The following is a 16,623-nucleotide window of genomic DNA, read 5'->3' on the forward strand; positions in this document are numbered from 1 at the left end:
GGTACACGAAGTCGTGTAATCGATTCCACGAGGAGGTGGAGCGGCGATGGCGAGCATCAAGGACGTCGCTGCCGAGGCGGGGGTGTCCGTCGCCACGGTGTCGCGGGTCCTCAACGACCATCCGTCGGTCAGCGCGGACGCACGCACGCGTGTGCTGGCCGCCGTCGAGACGCTGGGCTACCGCCCGAACGCCGTCGCCCGCTCCCTGCGCACCGACCAGACCCACACCCTCGGCCTGGTCATCAGCGACGTCATGAACCCGTACTTCACCGAGCTGGCCCGCTCCGTCGAGGAGGAGGCCAGGGCGCTCGGCTACAGCGTGATCATCGGGAACGCCGACGAACGGCCCGACCTCCAGGACCACCACGTACGGAACCTGCTGGACCGCCGGATCGACGGACTGCTGGTCTCCCCCACCGACGGCGGCTCCCCGCTGATGCTGGACGCCGTGCGGGCGGGGACGCCGATGGTGTTCGTGGACCGGTGGATCCCGGGGGTGGCCGTGCCGGTGGTCAGGGCCGACGGGCGGGCCGCCGTACGGGATCTCGTGGCCCATCTGCACGGGCTCGGGCACCGCAGGCTCGCGATCATCGCCGGGCCCGCCGCCACCACGACCGGCCAGGAGCGCGTGGCCTCCTTCCGGGACGCCCTCGGGCAGTTCGGCCTCGAACTGCCCGACGCCTACATAGGGCAGGGCGACTTCCAGGCCGAGAGCGGACGGCGGGTCACCGAGGGCTTCCTCGACCTGCCCGAGCCGCCCGAGGTCGTCTTCGCGGCGGACAACCTGATGGCGCTCGGCGCCCTGGACGCCGTACGCGCGCGTGGGCTGCGGGTACCCGAGGACCTCGCGCTCGCCGCGTTCGACGACATCCCGTGGTTCGTGCACACCGATCCGCCGATCACCGCGATCGCCCAGCCCACGGGCGAGCTGGGCCGGGCCGCCGTGCGCGCGCTCGTCGACCGCATCGAGGGGCGGCCGCCCGAGTCGGTCACCCTGCCCGCCCGGCTCGTCGTACGGCGGTCGTGCGGCGAGAGCCCTGCCTCGGAGAACCCCACCCCCGTGAACCCCACCCCTGCGAACCCCACCCCTGTGCAAAGGAGCACGTCGTGAGCAACGAGGACGAGTTGCTGCGCATCGAGGGCATCCGGAAGTCCTTCCCCGGCGTGGTCGCGCTCGACGGCGTCGACTTCGATCTGCGCCGGGGCGAGGTGCATGTGCTGCTCGGCGAGAACGGCGCCGGCAAGAGCACGCTGATCAAGATGCTGTCGGGCGCCTACCACCCCGACGAGGGCCGGGTCCTGGTGGACGGCGAGGAGGTGCACATCCGCGGGGCGCAGGACGCCGAGCGGCTGGGCATCGCCACCATCTACCAGGAGTTCAACCTCGTCCCCGACCTGACGGTCGCCGAGAACATCTTCCTGGGCCGCCAGCCGCGCCGCCTCGGGATGATCGACCGGAAGACCATGGAGGCCGACGCCGAGGTGCTGCTCAAGCGCGTCGGCGTGAACGTGTCGCCACGCGCGCGTGTGCGGGAACTCGGCATCGCCCGGCTCCAGATGGTCGAGATCGCCAAGGCGCTCAGCCTGGACGCGCGCGTGCTGATCATGGACGAGCCGACCGCCGTGCTCACCTCCGAGGAGGTCGACAAGCTCTTCGCCATCGTGCGCACCCTGCGCGAGGAAGGCGTGGGGATCGTCTTCATCACGCACCACCTGGAGGAGATCGCGGCCCTGGGCGACCGGGTCACGGTGATCCGCGACGGCAGGTCCGTCGGACAGGTCCCGGCCAGCACGCCCGAGGACGAACTCGTACGCCTGATGGTGGGGCGGTCGATCGAGCAGCAGTACCCGAGGGAGCGCGGCGACACCGGGGCGGCCCTGCTCAAGGTCGAGGGCCTCACGCGCGACGGCGTCTTCCACGACATCAGCTTCGAGGTGCACGCCGGAGAAGTGGTCGGCATCGCCGGGCTGGTCGGGGCCGGTCGTACCGAGGTGGTGCGGGCCGTGTTCGGGGCGGACCCGTACGACAAGGGGGCCGTGAAGGTCTCCGGGGCCGCCCTGAAGGGGCATGACGTGGGCGCGGCCATGGCGGCCGGGATCGGGCTGATCCCCGAGGACCGCAAGGGGCAGGGCCTGGTGCTCGACCAGTCGGTCGAGGAGAACCTGGGCCTGGTGACCATGCGGTCCGCCACGCGCGCGGGGCTCGTCGACCTCAAGGGGCAGCGGGAGGCGGCCGAGCGGATCGCGCGGCAGCTGGGTGTGCGGATGGCCGGACTCCAGCAGCACGTCCGTACGTTGTCCGGCGGCAACCAGCAGAAGGTCGTCATCGGCAAGTGGCTGCTCGCCGACACCAAGGTGCTGATCCTCGACGAGCCCACGCGCGGGATCGACGTCGGCGCCAAGGTCGAGATCTACCAGCTCATCAACGAACTCACCGCGGCGGGCGCCGCCGTCCTCATGATCTCCAGCGATCTGCCCGAGGTGCTCGGCATGAGCGACCGGGTCCTGGTGATGGCCCAGGGCCGGATCGCCGGCGAACTCGACGCCGACGAGGCCACGCAGGACTCCGTGATGGCACTCGCCGTCAGCACGAACACCGTCAAGACCGAGAAGGAGGCCCCCCGTGGCCACTGACACGCTCAAGGGCGGGGCGAGCGCGGGTGGTCTGCGCCGTCTCCTGCTCGACAACGGCGCGCTGACCGCGCTGATCGTCCTCGTCGTCGCCATGTCGGCGCTGTCCGGCGACTTCCTGACCACCGACAACCTGCTCAACGTCGGCGTCCAGGCCGCCGTGACCGCGATCCTCGCCTTCGGCGTGACCTTCGTGATCGTCTCGGCGGGCATCGACCTGTCGGTCGGCTCGGTGGCGGCCCTGTCGGCCACCGTGCTCGCCTGGAGCGCGACACAGCACGGGGTGCCGGTCTTCATAGCGGTCGTCCTCGCCGTCGTCACCGGCATCGCGGCCGGACTCGTCAACGGCTTCCTGATCGCGTACGGCAAACTCCCGCCGTTCATCGCCACGCTGGCGATGCTCTCGGTGGCCCGCGGTCTGTCGCTGGTGATCTCCGAGGGCTCCCCGATCGCCTTCCCCGACTCGGTCTCGCACCTCGGTGACACGCTCGGCGGCTGGCTGCCGGTGCCCGTGCTCGTCATGGTCGTCATGGGGCTCCTCGCGGCCTTCGTGCTGGGACGGACGTACATCGGCCGCTCCATGTACGCGATCGGCGGCAACGAGGAGGCGGCCCGGCTCTCCGGCCTCCGGGTGAAGAAGCAGAAGCTCGCCATCTACGCGATGTCCGGTGTCTTCGCCGCCGTCGCGGGTGTGGTGCTCGCCGCCCGGCTCTCCTCGGCGCAGCCGCAGGCCGCCGACGGCTACGAGCTGGACGCCATCGCGGCGGTCGTGATCGGCGGTGCCTCGCTCGCGGGCGGCACCGGCAAGGCGTCCGGGACGCTGATCGGCGCGCTGATCCTCGCGGTGCTCAGGAACGGCCTCAACCTGCTGAACGTGTCCGCGTTCTGGCAGCAGGTCGTCATCGGTGTCGTCATCGCGCTCGCGGTGCTGCTCGACACCCTGCGCCGCAAGGCCGGGGCGACCCCGGTGAGCGGGGCCTCGCAGGGCGGCAAGGGGCGGCAGGCGGCGACGTACGGGCTCGCGGCCGTGGTGACCGTGGCGATCGTCGGCGCGACCTCGTTCCTGCACAACGGCTCGTCCTCGTCGGCGAACCCGAAGGTGGGCCTGTCGCTCTCCACCCTCAACAACCCCTTCTTCGTGCAGATCCGGGCCGGTGCCCAGGCCGAGGCGAAGAAGCTGGGCGTGGACCTGACCGTCACCGACGCCCAGAACGACGCCTCGCAGCAGGCCAACCAGCTCCAGAACTTCACCAGTTCGAACCTCGGCGCGATCATCGTCAACCCGGTGGACTCGGACGCGGCGAGCAACTCCGTGAAGGCGGCCGACAAGGCGAAGATCCCCGTCATCGCGGTGGACCGGGGCGTCAACAAGGCGTCCGTGGACGCCCTCGTGGCCTCCGACAACGTGGCCGGCGGTGAACTCGCCGCCAAGAGCATCGGCGAGAAGCTCGGCGGCAAGGGCAAGATCGTCATCCTCCAGGGCCAGGCGGGCACTTCGGCGGCGCGGGAACGCGCACAGGGATTCGCGCAGGGCCTCAAGGCCTACCCGGGCATCCAGGTGGTCGCCCAGCAGCCCGCCGACTTCGACCGCACCAAGGGCCTCGACGTGATGTCGAACCTGCTCCAGGCCCACCCGGACGTCCAGGGCGTCATCGCCGCCAACGACGAGATGGCGCTCGGCGCGATCAAGGCGCTGGGCTCCAAGGCCGGGAAGTCGGTCTCGGTGGTCGGCTTCGACGGCACGCCGGACGGGCTGACCGCGGTGAAGGACGGCACGCTGTACGCGTCGGTCGCGCAGCAGCCCTCGCAGCTGGGCAAAATCGCGGTGGACAACGCGCTGAAGGCCCTTGAGGGCAAGAAGGTCGAGGAGACCGTGAAGGTGCCGGTGAAGGTGGTCACGAAGGAGAACGTGGCCGGTTTCACGGGCTGACGACGGCACACGGGCGGGCAGTTGACCGACTGCCCGCCCCGAGTCACTGACTAGGGGAGTCACTTCATGTACGACTACGACCTGCTGGTCGTAGGGTCGGCCAACGCCGACCTGGTGATCGGTGTGGAACGGCGGCCGGGCGCCGGCGAGACCGTGCTCGGCTCGGACCTGGCCGTGCACCCCGGCGGCAAGGGCGCCAACCAGGCTGTCGCGGCGGCCCGGTTGGGCGCCCGTACGGCGTTGCTGGCGCGCGTCGGCGACGACGGCCACGGCAGGCTGCTGCTGGAGTCGCAGCGGGCGGCCGGGGTGGACACGGTGGGGGTGCTGGTGGGCGGGGCGCCGACGGGGGTCGCGCTGATCACCGTGGACCCGTCGGGGGACAACAGCATCGTGGTGTCGCCGGGCGCCAACGGGCGGCTCACCCCGGGTGACGTACGGGCCGCGGTCAGCCTCTTCCACGCCTCCCGGGTGGTCTCGGCGCAGCTGGAGATCCCGCTGGAGACGGTCGTGGAGGTCGTACGGAATCTCGCTCCCGGGAGCCGGTTCGTGCTGAATCCCTCGCCGCCGCAGCCGTTGCCCACCGAGGTGCTGGCCGCCTGCGACCCGCTGATCGTCAACGAGCACGAGGCGAAGGTGATCCTCGGGGACGCCTGTGTGAGCGACGCGCCGGAGGACTGGGCGCGGCTGCTGCTCGCGAAGGGGCCGAGGTCGGTGGTGGTGACGCTGGGTGCCGAGGGGTCGCTGGTGGCCTCCTCGTCCGGGGACGTGACCCGGGTGGCCTCGGTGAAGGTGGACGCCGTGGACACGACGGGGGCCGGGGACGCCTTCACGGCGGCGCTGGCGTTCCGGCTGGGGGCCGGGGCGTCCTTGGCCGACGCGGCTTCGTACGCGTCCCGGGTCGGGGCGGTCGCGGTGACCCGGGAGGGCGCGCAGGACTCCTTCCCGACCGCGGAGGAGGTCTCGGCGCCGTGAAGAGGTCCGGAATACTGAACCGTCATCTCTCGGGCGCGATAGCCGAGTTGGGCCACGGCGACGGGGTGCTGGTCTGCGACGCCGGCATGCCGATCCCGGCCGGGCCGCGCGTGGTCGACCTGGCCTTCCGGGCCGGGGTGCCGTCCTTCGCGGAGGTCCTGGACGGGCTCCTCGACGAGCTGGTCGTCGAGGGGGCCACGGCGGCGGCGGAGGTCCGCGACGCCAACCCGGCGGCCACCGCCCTCCTGGACGCCCGCTTCCCCGGACTGCACCTCGTCTCCCACGAGAAGCTCAAGGAGCTGTCGGCGGGGGCACGGCTCGTCGTCCGCACCGGCGAGGCACGGCCGTACGCGAACGTCCTGCTGCGCTGCGGGGTCTTCTTCTGATTCTTCCGGCCCTGATGCTTCGCTGATTCTTCCGGCATGTTTCGAGGGGCCCGGTCCGTCGACCGAGCCCCTCGGGTTTTCCCCTCCACGCCAGGACCCCTCGCGATCCCCCCAGATCCCCCTCCAAGAGTCCTGACACCGAGTACGACCGGTGGGGTGGGGGGAGGGTTGTACGGTTCCCCGGATTTTTTTGTCAGTGCCCGCCCCTACTGTTCCCCCATGACTCCTGAGGAGATGCGGAACAAGTTACGTCCCTTCCGGGACAAGGCGCTCGCGCGGGGGATTGCCGTCGGGGACGTGGAGCGGTGGATGGACACCGTGCGGCCGTGCGTGACGTTGGCGGAGGGTGGGGACGGGGAGGTCGTGGGGCGGTTCGGGGGGCCGTTGATGCTGCCTGTGGGGATGGCGCATCCCTTCCATCCCTTCGTCGCCGCCATCGATCTCGCGGCGCTGCCCGCCGGGGCGACGGATCTTCCGCTGCCGTCCGAGGGGCAGTTGCTGCTGTTCGCCTATCCGGAGAACTTCGGCGACGAGCACGACATGGGGAACGTGGTGTACGTCCCCGCGGGGACCGCCGTGGAGGAGCGGGACAAGGAGGGGTGGCACTGGTTCGACCTCGACGAGGAGTACCAGGAGGTCTTCGCGCAGTTTCCGCAGGAGGCCCTGAGGGCGACGGCCGACGTGTCGTTGCCGTACCACCACTGGGTCGAGATGTCCGAGGAGCCCCGCTGGGTGCCGATTCCCGGGCATCCGCGCTCCGAGGAGCTGGCCGCGGTGTGGATCGAGGCCCATGACGACATCGCCTCCCCCGGGCAGCTCCAGCTCGGCGGGTACGCCGATCAGGAGGCCGTCGACACGGACCCGGTCGCGTATGCCGCGTGGTGCGCGGCCAAGGAGGCGGCGGCGGGGCGTTGGGGCGGTGGTGAGCCGGTGTCGGGCGATCCCGCGGACTGGGTGCTGCTCGCCGACTGGAACCCCTGGATCGACGGCCTGGAGGGCGCCACCGTCCACTGGACGATCCAGCGCACCGACTTGACCGCCCGGCGCTTCGACCGCGCCTTCACCATGGTGTTCCGGAATCCCTGACCCGGTCCGGCAGGCAATTAAGAACAATCTCAGCCGGGACCAGGGGACAGCGCTCCCACAGAATCCATAGGATTCACGGCGACAGCCCCACCCCGGCTCCAACGGGGTGGGGCTGTCTCACACGGCTGTCAGCCGGCGGGCGTCAGCGTCACTTGACGGTGACGGAGACCGCCTTGGACACGGTGTTGCCGTCCTTGGCGCGCAGCACCTCGACGCCCTTCTTCTCCAGCTTCTCGGCGACCTTGAAGGCACCCTTGGCGACCTTGGCGGAGGCGGGCAGCGTGACCCACTTCGCGCCCTCCTTCACCTGGATGACGACCTTGCTGCCGTCCTTGATGCCGGCGGTCCTGCCGGTGAAGGTGACGGGGTCGCCGAGCTTGACGACGGGGGCGCTCGCCTTGAGGGTGATCGCCGCCTTGGGCGCCGGGGCGGCCTGCGGGGCGGCGACGGCGGCACCGGCGCCGGTCGCGACGAGAGCGGCGGACACTACGGAGACGGCGGCAATTCGCACGTTCACAGAGAACTCCTTGTTTTTTTACCGTTTCTTTTCCGCCGCAGGGTCGGAGGGAAATTCCGGAATCTCCCTCCGACCCTGCGGCGGACCTGATCGTACAGACATGACCAGGCAAGACACGGACCCCGCTGACCTCAAGAAACGTGAATTCTCAGCGAAACAACAGGAATCTCCGCGAACACACACGCCGTGATCTGCATTTATAGAAGAGAGCTGTGTAAAGGAAACCTTCACAATGCCGGGGCTGACGTGGCCGCAGACACTTCCCTTGCCCGCGTGAACCGACCGGGCAAATACTTGAGGCCACTCGGCGTGGCCGGAGGTGCGGTGTGTTGTCGTACGACTTCTTCCTCGCGCACGCGGGGCCGGACAGTTCTGTGGCCGAGCGGCTCTACGAGCAGTTGTCGGCCGAGACCCGGGTCTTCCTCGACAGCAGGAGTCTGCTGCCCGGGGACGACTGGAGCCTGGAACTCCCCAGGGCACAGCGTTTGTCACGCGTCACGGTGGTCCTGGTGTCAGCCGGGGTTGACACCGCGTTCTACCAGCGCGAGGAGATCGCGGCCGCGATCCAGTTGGCCCGCGAGGTGGGGACCGGGCATCGAGTGGTGCCGGTGTACCTGGAACCGCCGTCGGACAACGTTCCTTACGGGCTGCGTCTCAAGCATGGTCTGGTGGTCTCCGAGAGATGCTCCCTCAGCGAGGTCGCGGACCGACTGCTGGACCTGCACCGCAGGCTCGCCGCCGGGCCGCACATCGCTCCCGCGCCTTCGGCCGTCTCCGCTCCCCCGCCCGCGAGGTCCCGCGCGGAGCTGGTGGGCGACCTGTTCCACCGGGACCCCGTGGTGAGCGTCTCGGCAGCGGCACGGCTCTCGGGGACAGGGCCCATGGTCGTCGCCGACGTCATCGCCCACTTCGCCAGGGTGGCCGGGCGCTCCGAGATCGGCACCGTCGTCGCCTTCGCCGTCCGGACGCTACTGAGCCGTTTTCCCGAACAGTCGGCCCCGTTGATGGTCGAGCGCGTTCTCGACGCACACCGGGCGTGGCATGTCGCCGCCCCGCTCACCCAGTGCTTCTCCGCGCGGCATCGTTCGTTCGGCGCCGGAACGCTGGCACGGCACCTCCACGACTGGGAACCAGACGTCGTACGGCTGTCCATCGAATCCCTCGGATACATGGCGGACGAGACATGGGCGCACTCGATCGTCGATCTGCTGGAGCCGAGCGACGACTACCGCTTCGGGAAGTTCGCGTCCTACGCGGTGGCCGCATGCGCCAGGATGCTGGTCTTCCAGGAGACGTCCCATCAGTTCATGGAATCCTGGAGCCTGCCCGTCGCGTTCTCGGACGTGGAGCGCCTCCTCAGCGCGGTGAGCGAGACAAGCCGAGGCCGAGGCATCGTCCACGACTCCTTGCGGCCGGTTCTGGCCAAGTGCCAACCCCGGCACGCCGATTACCTGATCACGTCATGGCTGGTGTCGGACGACGAGACACGACGAGCCCTGGCCGCCTGGTCCCTCGGACAGATGAGGCTGCACCGGAGCCTGCCCCGTCTCACCGACCTCGTCAGGGACCCGGACGAGAGCGAGACTGTCGTGTCGGAGGCCGCCTACGCCCTCGCCAACATTGCGGGAGCCGACGCGGTCACGGTCCTGAACGAACTGCTGAGCGCGGTGGGAGACGACGACCGACGCGCGGGGACGGTCCGCGCGGCACTCGTCCGCTGTGTCCAGGACGCCCCTGACGACGACCGCTTCGCCCGATGCGTGGCCGGCCTCCTCGCCCGTCCTCCACAGGAGGTCTGCTTCGTGTACCGGGCCATCGGGGTGCGGCGGGACGATCGGTTCGCGGACGAACTCCACCGAGGGCTGAACAGCACCGAGTGGCAGGTCCGGGGCCAGTGTGCGCTCGCGCTCGCCCGTGTCGAGGGGGCCGGGGCCCAGATCGTCCTGCGACGGGCCTACGCCCAGGCAGGGGCCGCCCAGGAACGCGCCCTGTCGGCCCTCGCTCTGCTGTCGCTCGACCAGGAACCACCCGGGGACCCCGAACTGCGGCAGCTGCGCACCGACTTGGCGAGCGACTCCCCTCAGTACCTCCGCCTGGTCACGGACGACATCCTCCAGACCCTCTCGGCGTCCCGGCACCCGCGGGCCGCGGCCATCGCACAGGCGTGGACAGACGTCTACGCGGAGGGCGTGGACTACTGAACCGCTCCCACCCGCCCTCCGCGCATCGCCCGAGCCCGGCGCCTACAGGGTGTGGGCCACGAATCGCTCGGCCGTCTCCGCGAGGAGTTCGCGGCCGTCCCTGGCCCACAGGTCGTCGTTGAAGAGTTCGACCTCGATGGGGCCGGTGTAGCCGGCCGCCTCGACGTGGCGCTGCCACTCGCGCATGTCGATCGCGCCGTCGCCGATCTGGCCGCGGCCGTTGAGGACGCCCGCCGGGAGGGGGGTCGTCCAGTCGGCGAGCTGGAAGGTGTGGATACGGCCGCCCGCGCCCGCCCGGGCGATCTGCGCGGGCGCGTTGTCGTCCCACCAGATGTGGTACGTGTCCACGGTGACGCCGACCTGCTGGGCGGGGAAGCGTTCCGCGAGGTCGAGGGCCTGGGTGAGGGTGGAGACCACGCAGCGGTCCGAGGCGTACATGGGGTGCAGGGGCTCGATGGCGAGCCGGACCCCGCGCTCCTCGGCGTACGGGCCCAGCACGGACAGGGCGTCCGCGATGCGCTCGCGGGCGCCGTGCAGGTCCTTCGAGCCGGCCGGGAGGCCGCCGGAGACCAGGACCAGGGTGTCGGTGCCCAGCGTGGCCGCCTCGTCGACCGCGCGGCGGTTGTCGTCCAGGGCCGCCGTCCGCTCGTCCGGGTCGATCGCCGTGAAGAAGCCGCCGCGGCACAGCGTGGTGACCGCCAGGCCCGCGTCGCGGACCAGCTTGGCCGTCGCCTCGACGCCGTACGACTGGACGGGCTCGCGCCACAGGCCCACGCCCGGGATGCCCAACTCCAGGCACCCCTCGACCAGTTCAGGGATCGACAGCTGCTTGACCGTCATCTGGTTGATGGAGAAGCGGGACAGGTCGGTCACTGGGTCACCCCGTACAGGGACAGCAGGTTCTTCATGCGCTCCTCGGCGAGCTTCGGGTCCGGGAACAGGCCCAGGCCGTCGGCGAGTTCGTAGGCGCGCGCGAAGTGCGGGAGGGAGCGGGCCGACTGGAGGCCGCCGACCATCGTGAAGTGCGACTGGTGGCCGGCCAGCCAGGCGAGGAAGACCACGCCCGTCTTGTAGAAGCGGGTCGGCGCCTGGAAGAGATGGCGGGACAACTCGACCGTGGGATCGAGGAGTTCGCGGAACCCCTTGGCGTCACCCGTGTCCAGCACCCGGACCGCCTCGGCCGCGAGCGGGCCCAGCGGGTCGAAGATGCCGAGCAGGGCGTGGCTGAAGCCCTGGTCGTCGCCCGCGATCAGCTCGGGGTAGTTGAAGTCGTCGCCGGTGTAGCAGCGGACGCCCTGCGGGAGCCTGCGGCGGATGTCGATCTCGCGCTGGGCCTCCAGGAGCGAGACCTTGATGCCGTCGACCTTGTCCGGGTGGGCGGCGATGACCTCCAGGAAGGTGTCGGTCGCCGCGTCCAGGTCGGACGAGCCCCAGTAGCCCTCCAACGCCGGGTCGAACATCGGGCCCAGCCAGTGCAGGACGACCGGCTCGGTGGCCTGGCGCAGCAGGTGGCCGTAGACCTCCAGGTAGTCCTCGGGGCTCTTGGCGGCCGCCGCGAGGGCGCGGGAGGCCATGAGGATGGCCTGGGCGCCGGACTCCTCGACGAGGGCGAGCTGCTCCTCGTAGGCGGCCCGGACCTCCGCGAGGGTCGCCGGGCCGGTGAGCTGGTCGGTGCCGACACCGCAGGCGATGAGCCCGCCGACCGCCTTGGCCTCGGCGGCACTTCGGCGGATCAGCTCGGCCGCGCCCGCCCAGTCCAGGCCCATTCCGCGCTGGGCGGTGTCCATCGCCTCGGCGACCCCGAGTCCGTGCGACCACAGGTGGCGGCGGAAGGCGAGGGTGGCGTCCCAGTCGACGGCGGCCGGGGAGTCCGGCGTGGAGTCGGCGAACGGGTCGGCGACGACATGGGCGGCCGAGAAGACCGTACGGGAGGTGAAGGGCGAGCCGGTGGTGACGGCGAGGGGTTCGAGGCGGGGTTCGTACGCCTTGAATCCCCCGTCGCCGGTGGGGAGTTGGATCGTCACAGCGCGATCTCCGGTACGTCGAGACGGCGGCCCTCGGCCGAGGACTTCAGGCCCAGTTCGGCGAGCTGGACACCGCGGGCGCCGGCGAGGAGGTCCCACTGGTAGGGGGCGTCGGCGTAGACGTGCTTGAGGAAGAGCTCCCACTGGGCCTTGAAGCCGTTGTCGAACTCGGCGTTGTCGGGCACCTCCTGCCACTGGTCGCGGAAGACCTCGGTGGCGGGGATGTCCGGGTTCCAGACCGGCTTCGGGGTGGCCGAGCGGTGCTGGACACGGCAGTTGCGCAGGCCCGCGACCGCGGAGCCCTCGGTGCCGTCGACCTGGAACTCGACGAGCTCGTCGCGGTTGACGCGGACGGCCCAGGAGGAGTTGATCTGGGCGATGGCGCCGCCGTCCAGCTCGAAGATGCCGTAGGCGGCGTCGTCGGCGGTGGCGTCGTAGGGCTTGTCGTTCTCGTCCCAGCGCTGCGGGACATGGGTGGCGGTGAGGGCCTGGACGGACTTCACTCGGCCGAAGAGCTCGTGGAGCACGTACTCCCAGTGCGGGAACATGTCGACAACGATGCCACCGCCGTCCTCGGACCGGTAGTTCCAGCTCGGACGCTGGGCGGTCTGCCAGTCGCCCTCGAAGACCCAGTAGCCGAACTCGCCGCGGATCGAGAGGATGCGGCCGAAGAAGCCGCCGTCGATGAGGCGCTTCAGCTTGAGCAGGCCGGGGAGGAAGAGCTTGTCCTGGACGACGCCGTGCTTGATGCCGGCCGCGTTCGCGAGGCGGGCCAGCTCCAGGGCGCCCTCCAGGCCGGTGGCCGTGGGCTTCTCGGTGTAGATGTGCTTGCCGGCCGCGATCGCCTTCTTGATCGACTCCTCGCGCGCGGAGGTGACCTGGGCGTCGAAGTAGATCTCGACGGTCGGGTCGGCGAGGACGGCGTCCACGTCGGTCGAGATGTTGTCGAGGCGCAGACCGTGCTGCTCGGCGAGCGCCTTGAGGGCGTGCTCGCGGCGGCCGACGAGGATCGGCTCGGGCCACAGCACCGTGCCGTCGCCGAGGTCGAGACCGCCCTGCTCGCGGATCGCGAGGATGGAGCGGACCAGGTGCTGGCGGTAGCCCATGCGCCCTGTCACACCGTTCATGGCGATACGCACCGTCTTGCGTGTCACGTCATTCCCTTCGTAGGAGTCGTACGCGGTCGTGCGCGCCGCGCACGCTCCACTGATGAGCGTTACAGCAAGCGCTTTCTATCTAGGAAGAAGCTAGCCTCTGAGCAGCGGTCTGGACAAGAGCGCGAACGGTGTGAGTTGTTCGAGGGGGCGAACAACGGGGGTCGGGGGGCTTAAGGTCGGCTCGGAACCGGGCCCTGGGTGCCCGCGTGTACGACGGAGTACGACTGAGATGCGCCGAAGCGGGCTTGGGCCGCCGAGGCGCGCGACCGGAGGACGACGATGACGGTGACCCTGGCGGACGTGGCGGCCCGCGCCCAGGTCTCCCCCGCGACGGTGTCGCGCGTACTGAACGGGAACTACCCCGTGGCCGCGACCACGCGTGAGCGGGTGCTGCGGGCCGTGGACGAGCTGGACTACGTGCTGAACGGTCCCGCGAGCGCGCTCGCCGCCGCCACGTCCGACCTGGTCGGCATCCTCGTCAACGACATCGCCGACCCCTTCTTCGGGATCATGGCCGGAGCCATCCAGTCCGAGATCGGCGGTCCCGGCGGGCGTGCGGGGGGCGAGCGGCTGGGTGTGGTCTGCAACACGGGCGGGTCTCCGGAGCGCGAGCTGACGTATCTCACCCTGCTCCAGCGGCAGCGGGCGGCGGCCGTCGTCCTCACCGGTGGCGCGGTCGAGGACGCACCGCACCAGGCCGCGATGTCGGCGAAGCTGCGGAAGCTGGCGGACGCCGGGACACGGATCGTGCTGTGCGGGCGGCCGCCGGCGCCGGAGACGGGCGCCATCGCGCTGACCTTCGACAACCGCGGCGGCGGCAAGGAACTCACCGAGCACCTCATCGGACTCGGGCACCGGAAGCTCGGCTACATCGCGGGCCCGGAGGAGCGGACGACCACCCGGCACCGGTTGGAGGGGCACCGGGCGGCCCTCGACGCACACGGGATCACCGAGGACCCGCGCTGGACCGTCCATGGGCGCTACGACCGACGGTCCGGATACGAGGCCACGCTGGAGCTGCTCCGGCGGGACCCGTCCCTGACGGCCGTGGTCGCCGCGAACGACTCCGTCGCGCTCGGCGCCTGCGCGGCCCTGCGGGACTCCGGACTGCGCATCCCGGAGGACGTCTCCGTCGCCGGCTTCGACGACCTGCCCTTCAGCATCGACGCGGTACCCGCCCTGACGACCGTACGGCTGCCGCTGGCGGAGGCGGGCGCCCGGGCGGGACGGATCGCGATGGGACGCGAGGAGCCTCCGCCGGGGGGGATCGCGACGGTTCGGGGGGAGCTGATGGTGCGGGGGTCTTCGGGAGCGCCTCGGGTTTGACGGGGGTGGGGGGTGGGGGTGCGTGCGAGGGGCGGGGGCTGGTGCTGGGCCGGTGGGCTTGAGGACGGGGGCTGTCGTTGAGGGCGGAGCCTGTGAGCCGGGGGCCAGCGCTTGGGGCTGGGCCCGAGGACCGAGGGCTTGTGCTGGGGGCCGAACCCGAGGGCCCGGAGCCAGCGCCGGGGGGTGATCATGCGGACCGGGGCCACCGCCGACACCCGAGCGCAACGACCCGAGAACCACCATCCCCGGGGCCAGGCCCGATGGCCGGGAGCCGGTGCCAGAAGCCAGGCCCGAGGACCGGTGGCCGCCGCCGAGGACCGGTGGCCGCCGCCGAGGGCCGGGCCGCCGCCGACACCCGAGCCCGGCAGCCAAGGGCCACCGCCAGCGGGCGGACCCGCCGATCGGGGGCCCGGCGCCAAGAGCCTAGGCCGACGGCCGAGAGCCGCGCCCGACACCCGAACCCCCACCAGACACCCCACCCCCGGACCACCCCGGCCCAGGCGGCCCACCTCACCGCCGCCTGAATCGCAGCAGCGCCGCCTGTAGGGGTAGTTCGTGGCAGGACGCGAAGTCGAAGCCGGCTTCGGAGAGCAGGTGGCGGTAGTGGGATTCCGTGCGTTCGCGGCCGCCTACGTTGCACAGCATGTGGACGTCCCAGGCGACGGCGAGGGAGAGGCGGGTGTCGGAGGGGAGGAGGCGTTCGATGACGAGGAGTTCGGTGCCGGAGGCCATCGCTTCGGCGCACCGGCGCAGGATGGCCAGGCAGCGGGCGTCGTCCCAGTCGTGCAGGACGCGGGACAGGACGTACAGGTCGCCGCCGTCGGGGACCCCGGTCGTGAAGTCGCCCGCCACGAACCGGCAGCGGTCCGCCAGGCCGGCCGCGGCGAACGCCTTCTCCGCCGACTCCACCGCGTGCGGCTGCTCCAGCAGGACGCCCTGGAGGTGCGGGGCCGCGCGCAGCAGACGGCCGAGGAGTTCGCCGTTGCCGCCCGCGATGTCGACCACCACCTCGTGGGCGGCCAGGTCCACCAGCCCGGCCACGGGGGCGAACATCGGCGCGCTCGCCGCCATCGCCCGGTCGAAGAGGTCGGCGAGTTCCGGGTGGCGCGCGAAGTACGCGAAATGATGCTCGCCGAAGAGCCGCGCGAACGCCTCCTCCCCGGTCCGCACCGAGTGCAGCAGCCGCCCGAAGGAACGGTAGAACGGGCCGCCGTAGAGCAGCGCGAGCGGCTGGAAGGAGTCGTCGGTCCCGGTGCGCAGCGGTCCGCCCAGCTCCGTGAGGTGATACGAGCCGTCCGGGTCCGCCGCCACCAGGCCGAGCCCGGCGAGATAGCGCAGCAGCCGTCCGAGGCTGTCGGTGTGACAGCCGGTGAGCCCGGCGAGGAGCGTGAGGTCGGCGCCGGGGTGGGTGTCCAGGTGCCCGGCGAGCCGGATCGAGGCGGCCACACCGATCGCCTGGGTGGTCCAGGCGCCGGTCATCAGCTGGAGCAGCCGGTCCCGGGGATGGGCGCCGGGCATCTGCGGGTGCCCGTCGCCGGTCCTTCCCTCCCCCTCCGCCGAGCGGCGCAGGTGGGCGGCGAGGAGTTCGGGGTGGCGGCCGGGGACGTAGAGCTCGATGCGGTGGTCGCCGGTGCGGAAGTAGAGCACGGTGGAGTTCTCGTGCGGGTTGTGGCCGCCGCTGTCGGCGAGGCAGCCCGCCCGGTCGAGGAGCAGGGCCGTCAGTCCGTGCAGGAGCACGGGCGTGGGGTCCACGACCTCGAACGCGGTGTGCGCCTCGTGCCCGGCCGCGCGCTCGGCCGCCGCCACGGTCGCGAGGTCCGAGCCGGGCGGCACCTCCAGGGCGAAGATCTCGATCTCCCCGCACCCGCCCGGGGTGTCCGGCACCGACGCCCGCAGAATCCCGACCGGGAGGCTGCCCGCCGGCCGGCCGTAACGCTGGGCGAGCCGGCCGCGGACGACCACGCTCGGGGTCAACTCGGTTCCGCGCAGCCCCCGTTCGGCCAACTCCTCGCACAGTCCCGCGAGCGTCCGCGGGAAGACGAGCAGAGCGGTGTGGGCCAGCCGGATCCGGCCGCCGAGCTCCTGCCGCTCCTGTGCGGTGAGGGCGGGCAGCAGGACGTCGAGGGCGCTTGCCGTGTCGTTTCGGCGGACGAACTCGGCTGCCTGCTCGATGCGGTCGAGGTCCGCCGGGGGAAGGCAACGCTGCGACGCCGAGGCGATGGGCATGAAGATCCTCTGATGAATCGTGGGTGCGGGAGGTGGGGGACGTACGGGAAGAGGGGCGCTTGTGGGCGGCCTACGGCATACCTGGCTGGCGGCATACGTGGCTGACGGTCGGCACGGCGTATGGCGTACGGCCGCACGATCGTCGTCGGACAAGGACGCGAGGGTCC

13 protein-coding genes are annotated in these 16,623 nt (G+C 71.2%); 8 read left to right on the top strand and 5 right to left on the bottom strand.

What is annotated here, in order from left to right; genetic code table 11:
* Window positions 1-46: 46 nt before the first annotated feature.
* The 6 genes from G3I78_RS23725 (at window position 47) to G3I78_RS23750 (ending at window position 7,005) form a co-directional block, all read left to right on the top strand.
* Complete coding sequence (locus tag G3I78_RS23725; protein WP_164427761.1) at window positions 47-1,111, top strand: LacI family DNA-binding transcriptional regulator; 1,065 nt, start codon at window positions 47-49, stop codon at window positions 1,109-1,111.
* Window positions 1,108-2,634: a sugar ABC transporter ATP-binding protein gene (locus G3I78_RS23730; RefSeq protein WP_164427763.1), complete on the top strand. Its 1,527-nt coding sequence runs from the start codon at window positions 1,108-1,110 to the stop codon at window positions 2,632-2,634. Before G3I78_RS23725 ends, G3I78_RS23730 begins: the two co-directional genes overlap by 4 nt.
* Window positions 2,624-4,561 carry a substrate-binding domain-containing protein gene (locus G3I78_RS23735; protein WP_164427765.1) on the top strand — a complete coding sequence of 646 codons (1,938 nt, stop codon included), beginning with the start codon at window positions 2,624-2,626 and terminating at the stop codon, window positions 4,559-4,561. Before G3I78_RS23730 ends, G3I78_RS23735 begins: the two co-directional genes overlap by 11 nt.
* 66 nt (window positions 4,562-4,627) lie before the next feature.
* Entirely contained in the window at window positions 4,628-5,533 is a 906-nt protein-coding gene (locus G3I78_RS23740; protein WP_164427767.1) for a ribokinase, read from the top strand.
* Entirely contained in the window at window positions 5,530-5,919 is a 390-nt protein-coding gene (rbsD, locus tag G3I78_RS23745) for a D-ribose pyranase (protein WP_164427769.1), read from the top strand. The genes G3I78_RS23740 and rbsD overlap by 4 nt, the downstream gene beginning before the upstream one ends.
* A 234-nt stretch (window positions 5,920-6,153) precedes the next feature.
* On the top strand, window positions 6,154-7,005 hold the full coding sequence (locus G3I78_RS23750) for a DUF1963 domain-containing protein (protein WP_239157986.1): 852 nt from the start codon (window positions 6,154-6,156) through the stop codon (window positions 7,003-7,005).
* A gap of 148 nt (window positions 7,006-7,153) precedes the next feature.
* On the opposite strand, the gene G3I78_RS23755 is transcribed toward G3I78_RS23750, so the two are convergent.
* Window positions 7,154-7,522, bottom strand: a complete 369-nt coding sequence (locus G3I78_RS23755; RefSeq protein ID WP_164427773.1) for a hypothetical protein — start codon at window positions 7,520-7,522, stop codon at window positions 7,154-7,156.
* Between the two features lie 329 nt (window positions 7,523-7,851).
* On the opposite strand from G3I78_RS23755, the gene G3I78_RS23760 reads away from it, so the two are divergent.
* Window positions 7,852-9,723 carry a TIR domain-containing protein gene (locus G3I78_RS23760; RefSeq protein ID WP_164427775.1) on the top strand — a complete coding sequence of 624 codons (1,872 nt, stop codon included), beginning with the start codon at window positions 7,852-7,854 and terminating at the stop codon, window positions 9,721-9,723.
* A gap of 42 nt (window positions 9,724-9,765) precedes the next feature.
* On the opposite strand, the gene G3I78_RS23765 is transcribed toward G3I78_RS23760, so the two are convergent.
* From G3I78_RS23765 to G3I78_RS23775, 3 genes are read right to left on the bottom strand one after another with little or no spacing between them, the layout of a single operon-like run.
* On the bottom strand, window positions 9,766-10,596 hold the full coding sequence (locus tag G3I78_RS23765; protein WP_164427777.1) for a sugar phosphate isomerase/epimerase family protein: 831 nt from the start codon (window positions 10,594-10,596) through the stop codon (window positions 9,766-9,768).
* A complete protein-coding gene (locus tag G3I78_RS23770) occupies window positions 10,593-11,747 on the bottom strand; it encodes a dihydrodipicolinate synthase family protein (protein WP_164427779.1) in 1,155 nt (384 codons plus the stop codon). The genes G3I78_RS23765 and G3I78_RS23770 overlap by 4 nt, the downstream gene beginning before the upstream one ends.
* Window positions 11,744-12,901, bottom strand: coding sequence for a Gfo/Idh/MocA family oxidoreductase (locus G3I78_RS23775; RefSeq protein WP_164427781.1), 1,158 nt, complete (start codon window positions 12,899-12,901; stop codon window positions 11,744-11,746). The genes G3I78_RS23770 and G3I78_RS23775 overlap by 4 nt, the downstream gene beginning before the upstream one ends.
* Before the next feature lie 282 nt (window positions 12,902-13,183).
* Between G3I78_RS23775 and G3I78_RS23780 the strand changes: the two genes are divergently transcribed.
* Window positions 13,184-14,230 carry a LacI family DNA-binding transcriptional regulator gene (locus G3I78_RS23780; RefSeq protein WP_164427783.1) on the top strand — a complete coding sequence of 349 codons (1,047 nt, stop codon included), beginning with the start codon at window positions 13,184-13,186 and terminating at the stop codon, window positions 14,228-14,230.
* A gap of 510 nt (window positions 14,231-14,740) precedes the next feature.
* On the opposite strand, the gene G3I78_RS23785 is transcribed toward G3I78_RS23780, so the two are convergent.
* Window positions 14,741-16,456, bottom strand: coding sequence for a methyltransferase (locus tag G3I78_RS23785; protein WP_164427785.1), 1,716 nt, complete (start codon window positions 16,454-16,456; stop codon window positions 14,741-14,743).
* Window positions 16,457-16,623 lie beyond the last annotated feature (167 nt).

Origin of the sequence: Streptomyces sp. SID13726 (genome assembly GCF_010548375.1) — a bacterium.
Taxonomy (GTDB): domain Bacteria; phylum Actinomycetota; class Actinomycetes; order Streptomycetales; family Streptomycetaceae; genus Streptomyces.

Excerpts from the sequence above, each read along its gene's own strand:
- G3I78_RS23725 (WP_164427761.1), top strand. The coding sequence starts at position 47 with ATGGCGAGCATCAAGGACGTCGCTGCCGAGGCGGGGGTGTCCGTCGCC.
- G3I78_RS23740 (WP_164427767.1), top strand. The coding sequence starts at position 4,628 with ATGTACGACTACGACCTGCTGGTCGTAGGGTCGGCCAACGCCGACCTG.
- G3I78_RS23785 (WP_164427785.1), bottom strand. The coding sequence starts at position 16,456 with ATGCCCATCGCCTCGGCGTCGCAGCGTTGCCTTCCCCCGGCGGACCTC.
- G3I78_RS23750 (WP_239157986.1), top strand. The coding sequence starts at position 6,154 with ATGCGGAACAAGTTACGTCCCTTCCGGGACAAGGCGCTCGCGCGGGGG.
- G3I78_RS23780 (WP_164427783.1), top strand. The coding sequence starts at position 13,184 with ATGACGGTGACCCTGGCGGACGTGGCGGCCCGCGCCCAGGTCTCCCCC.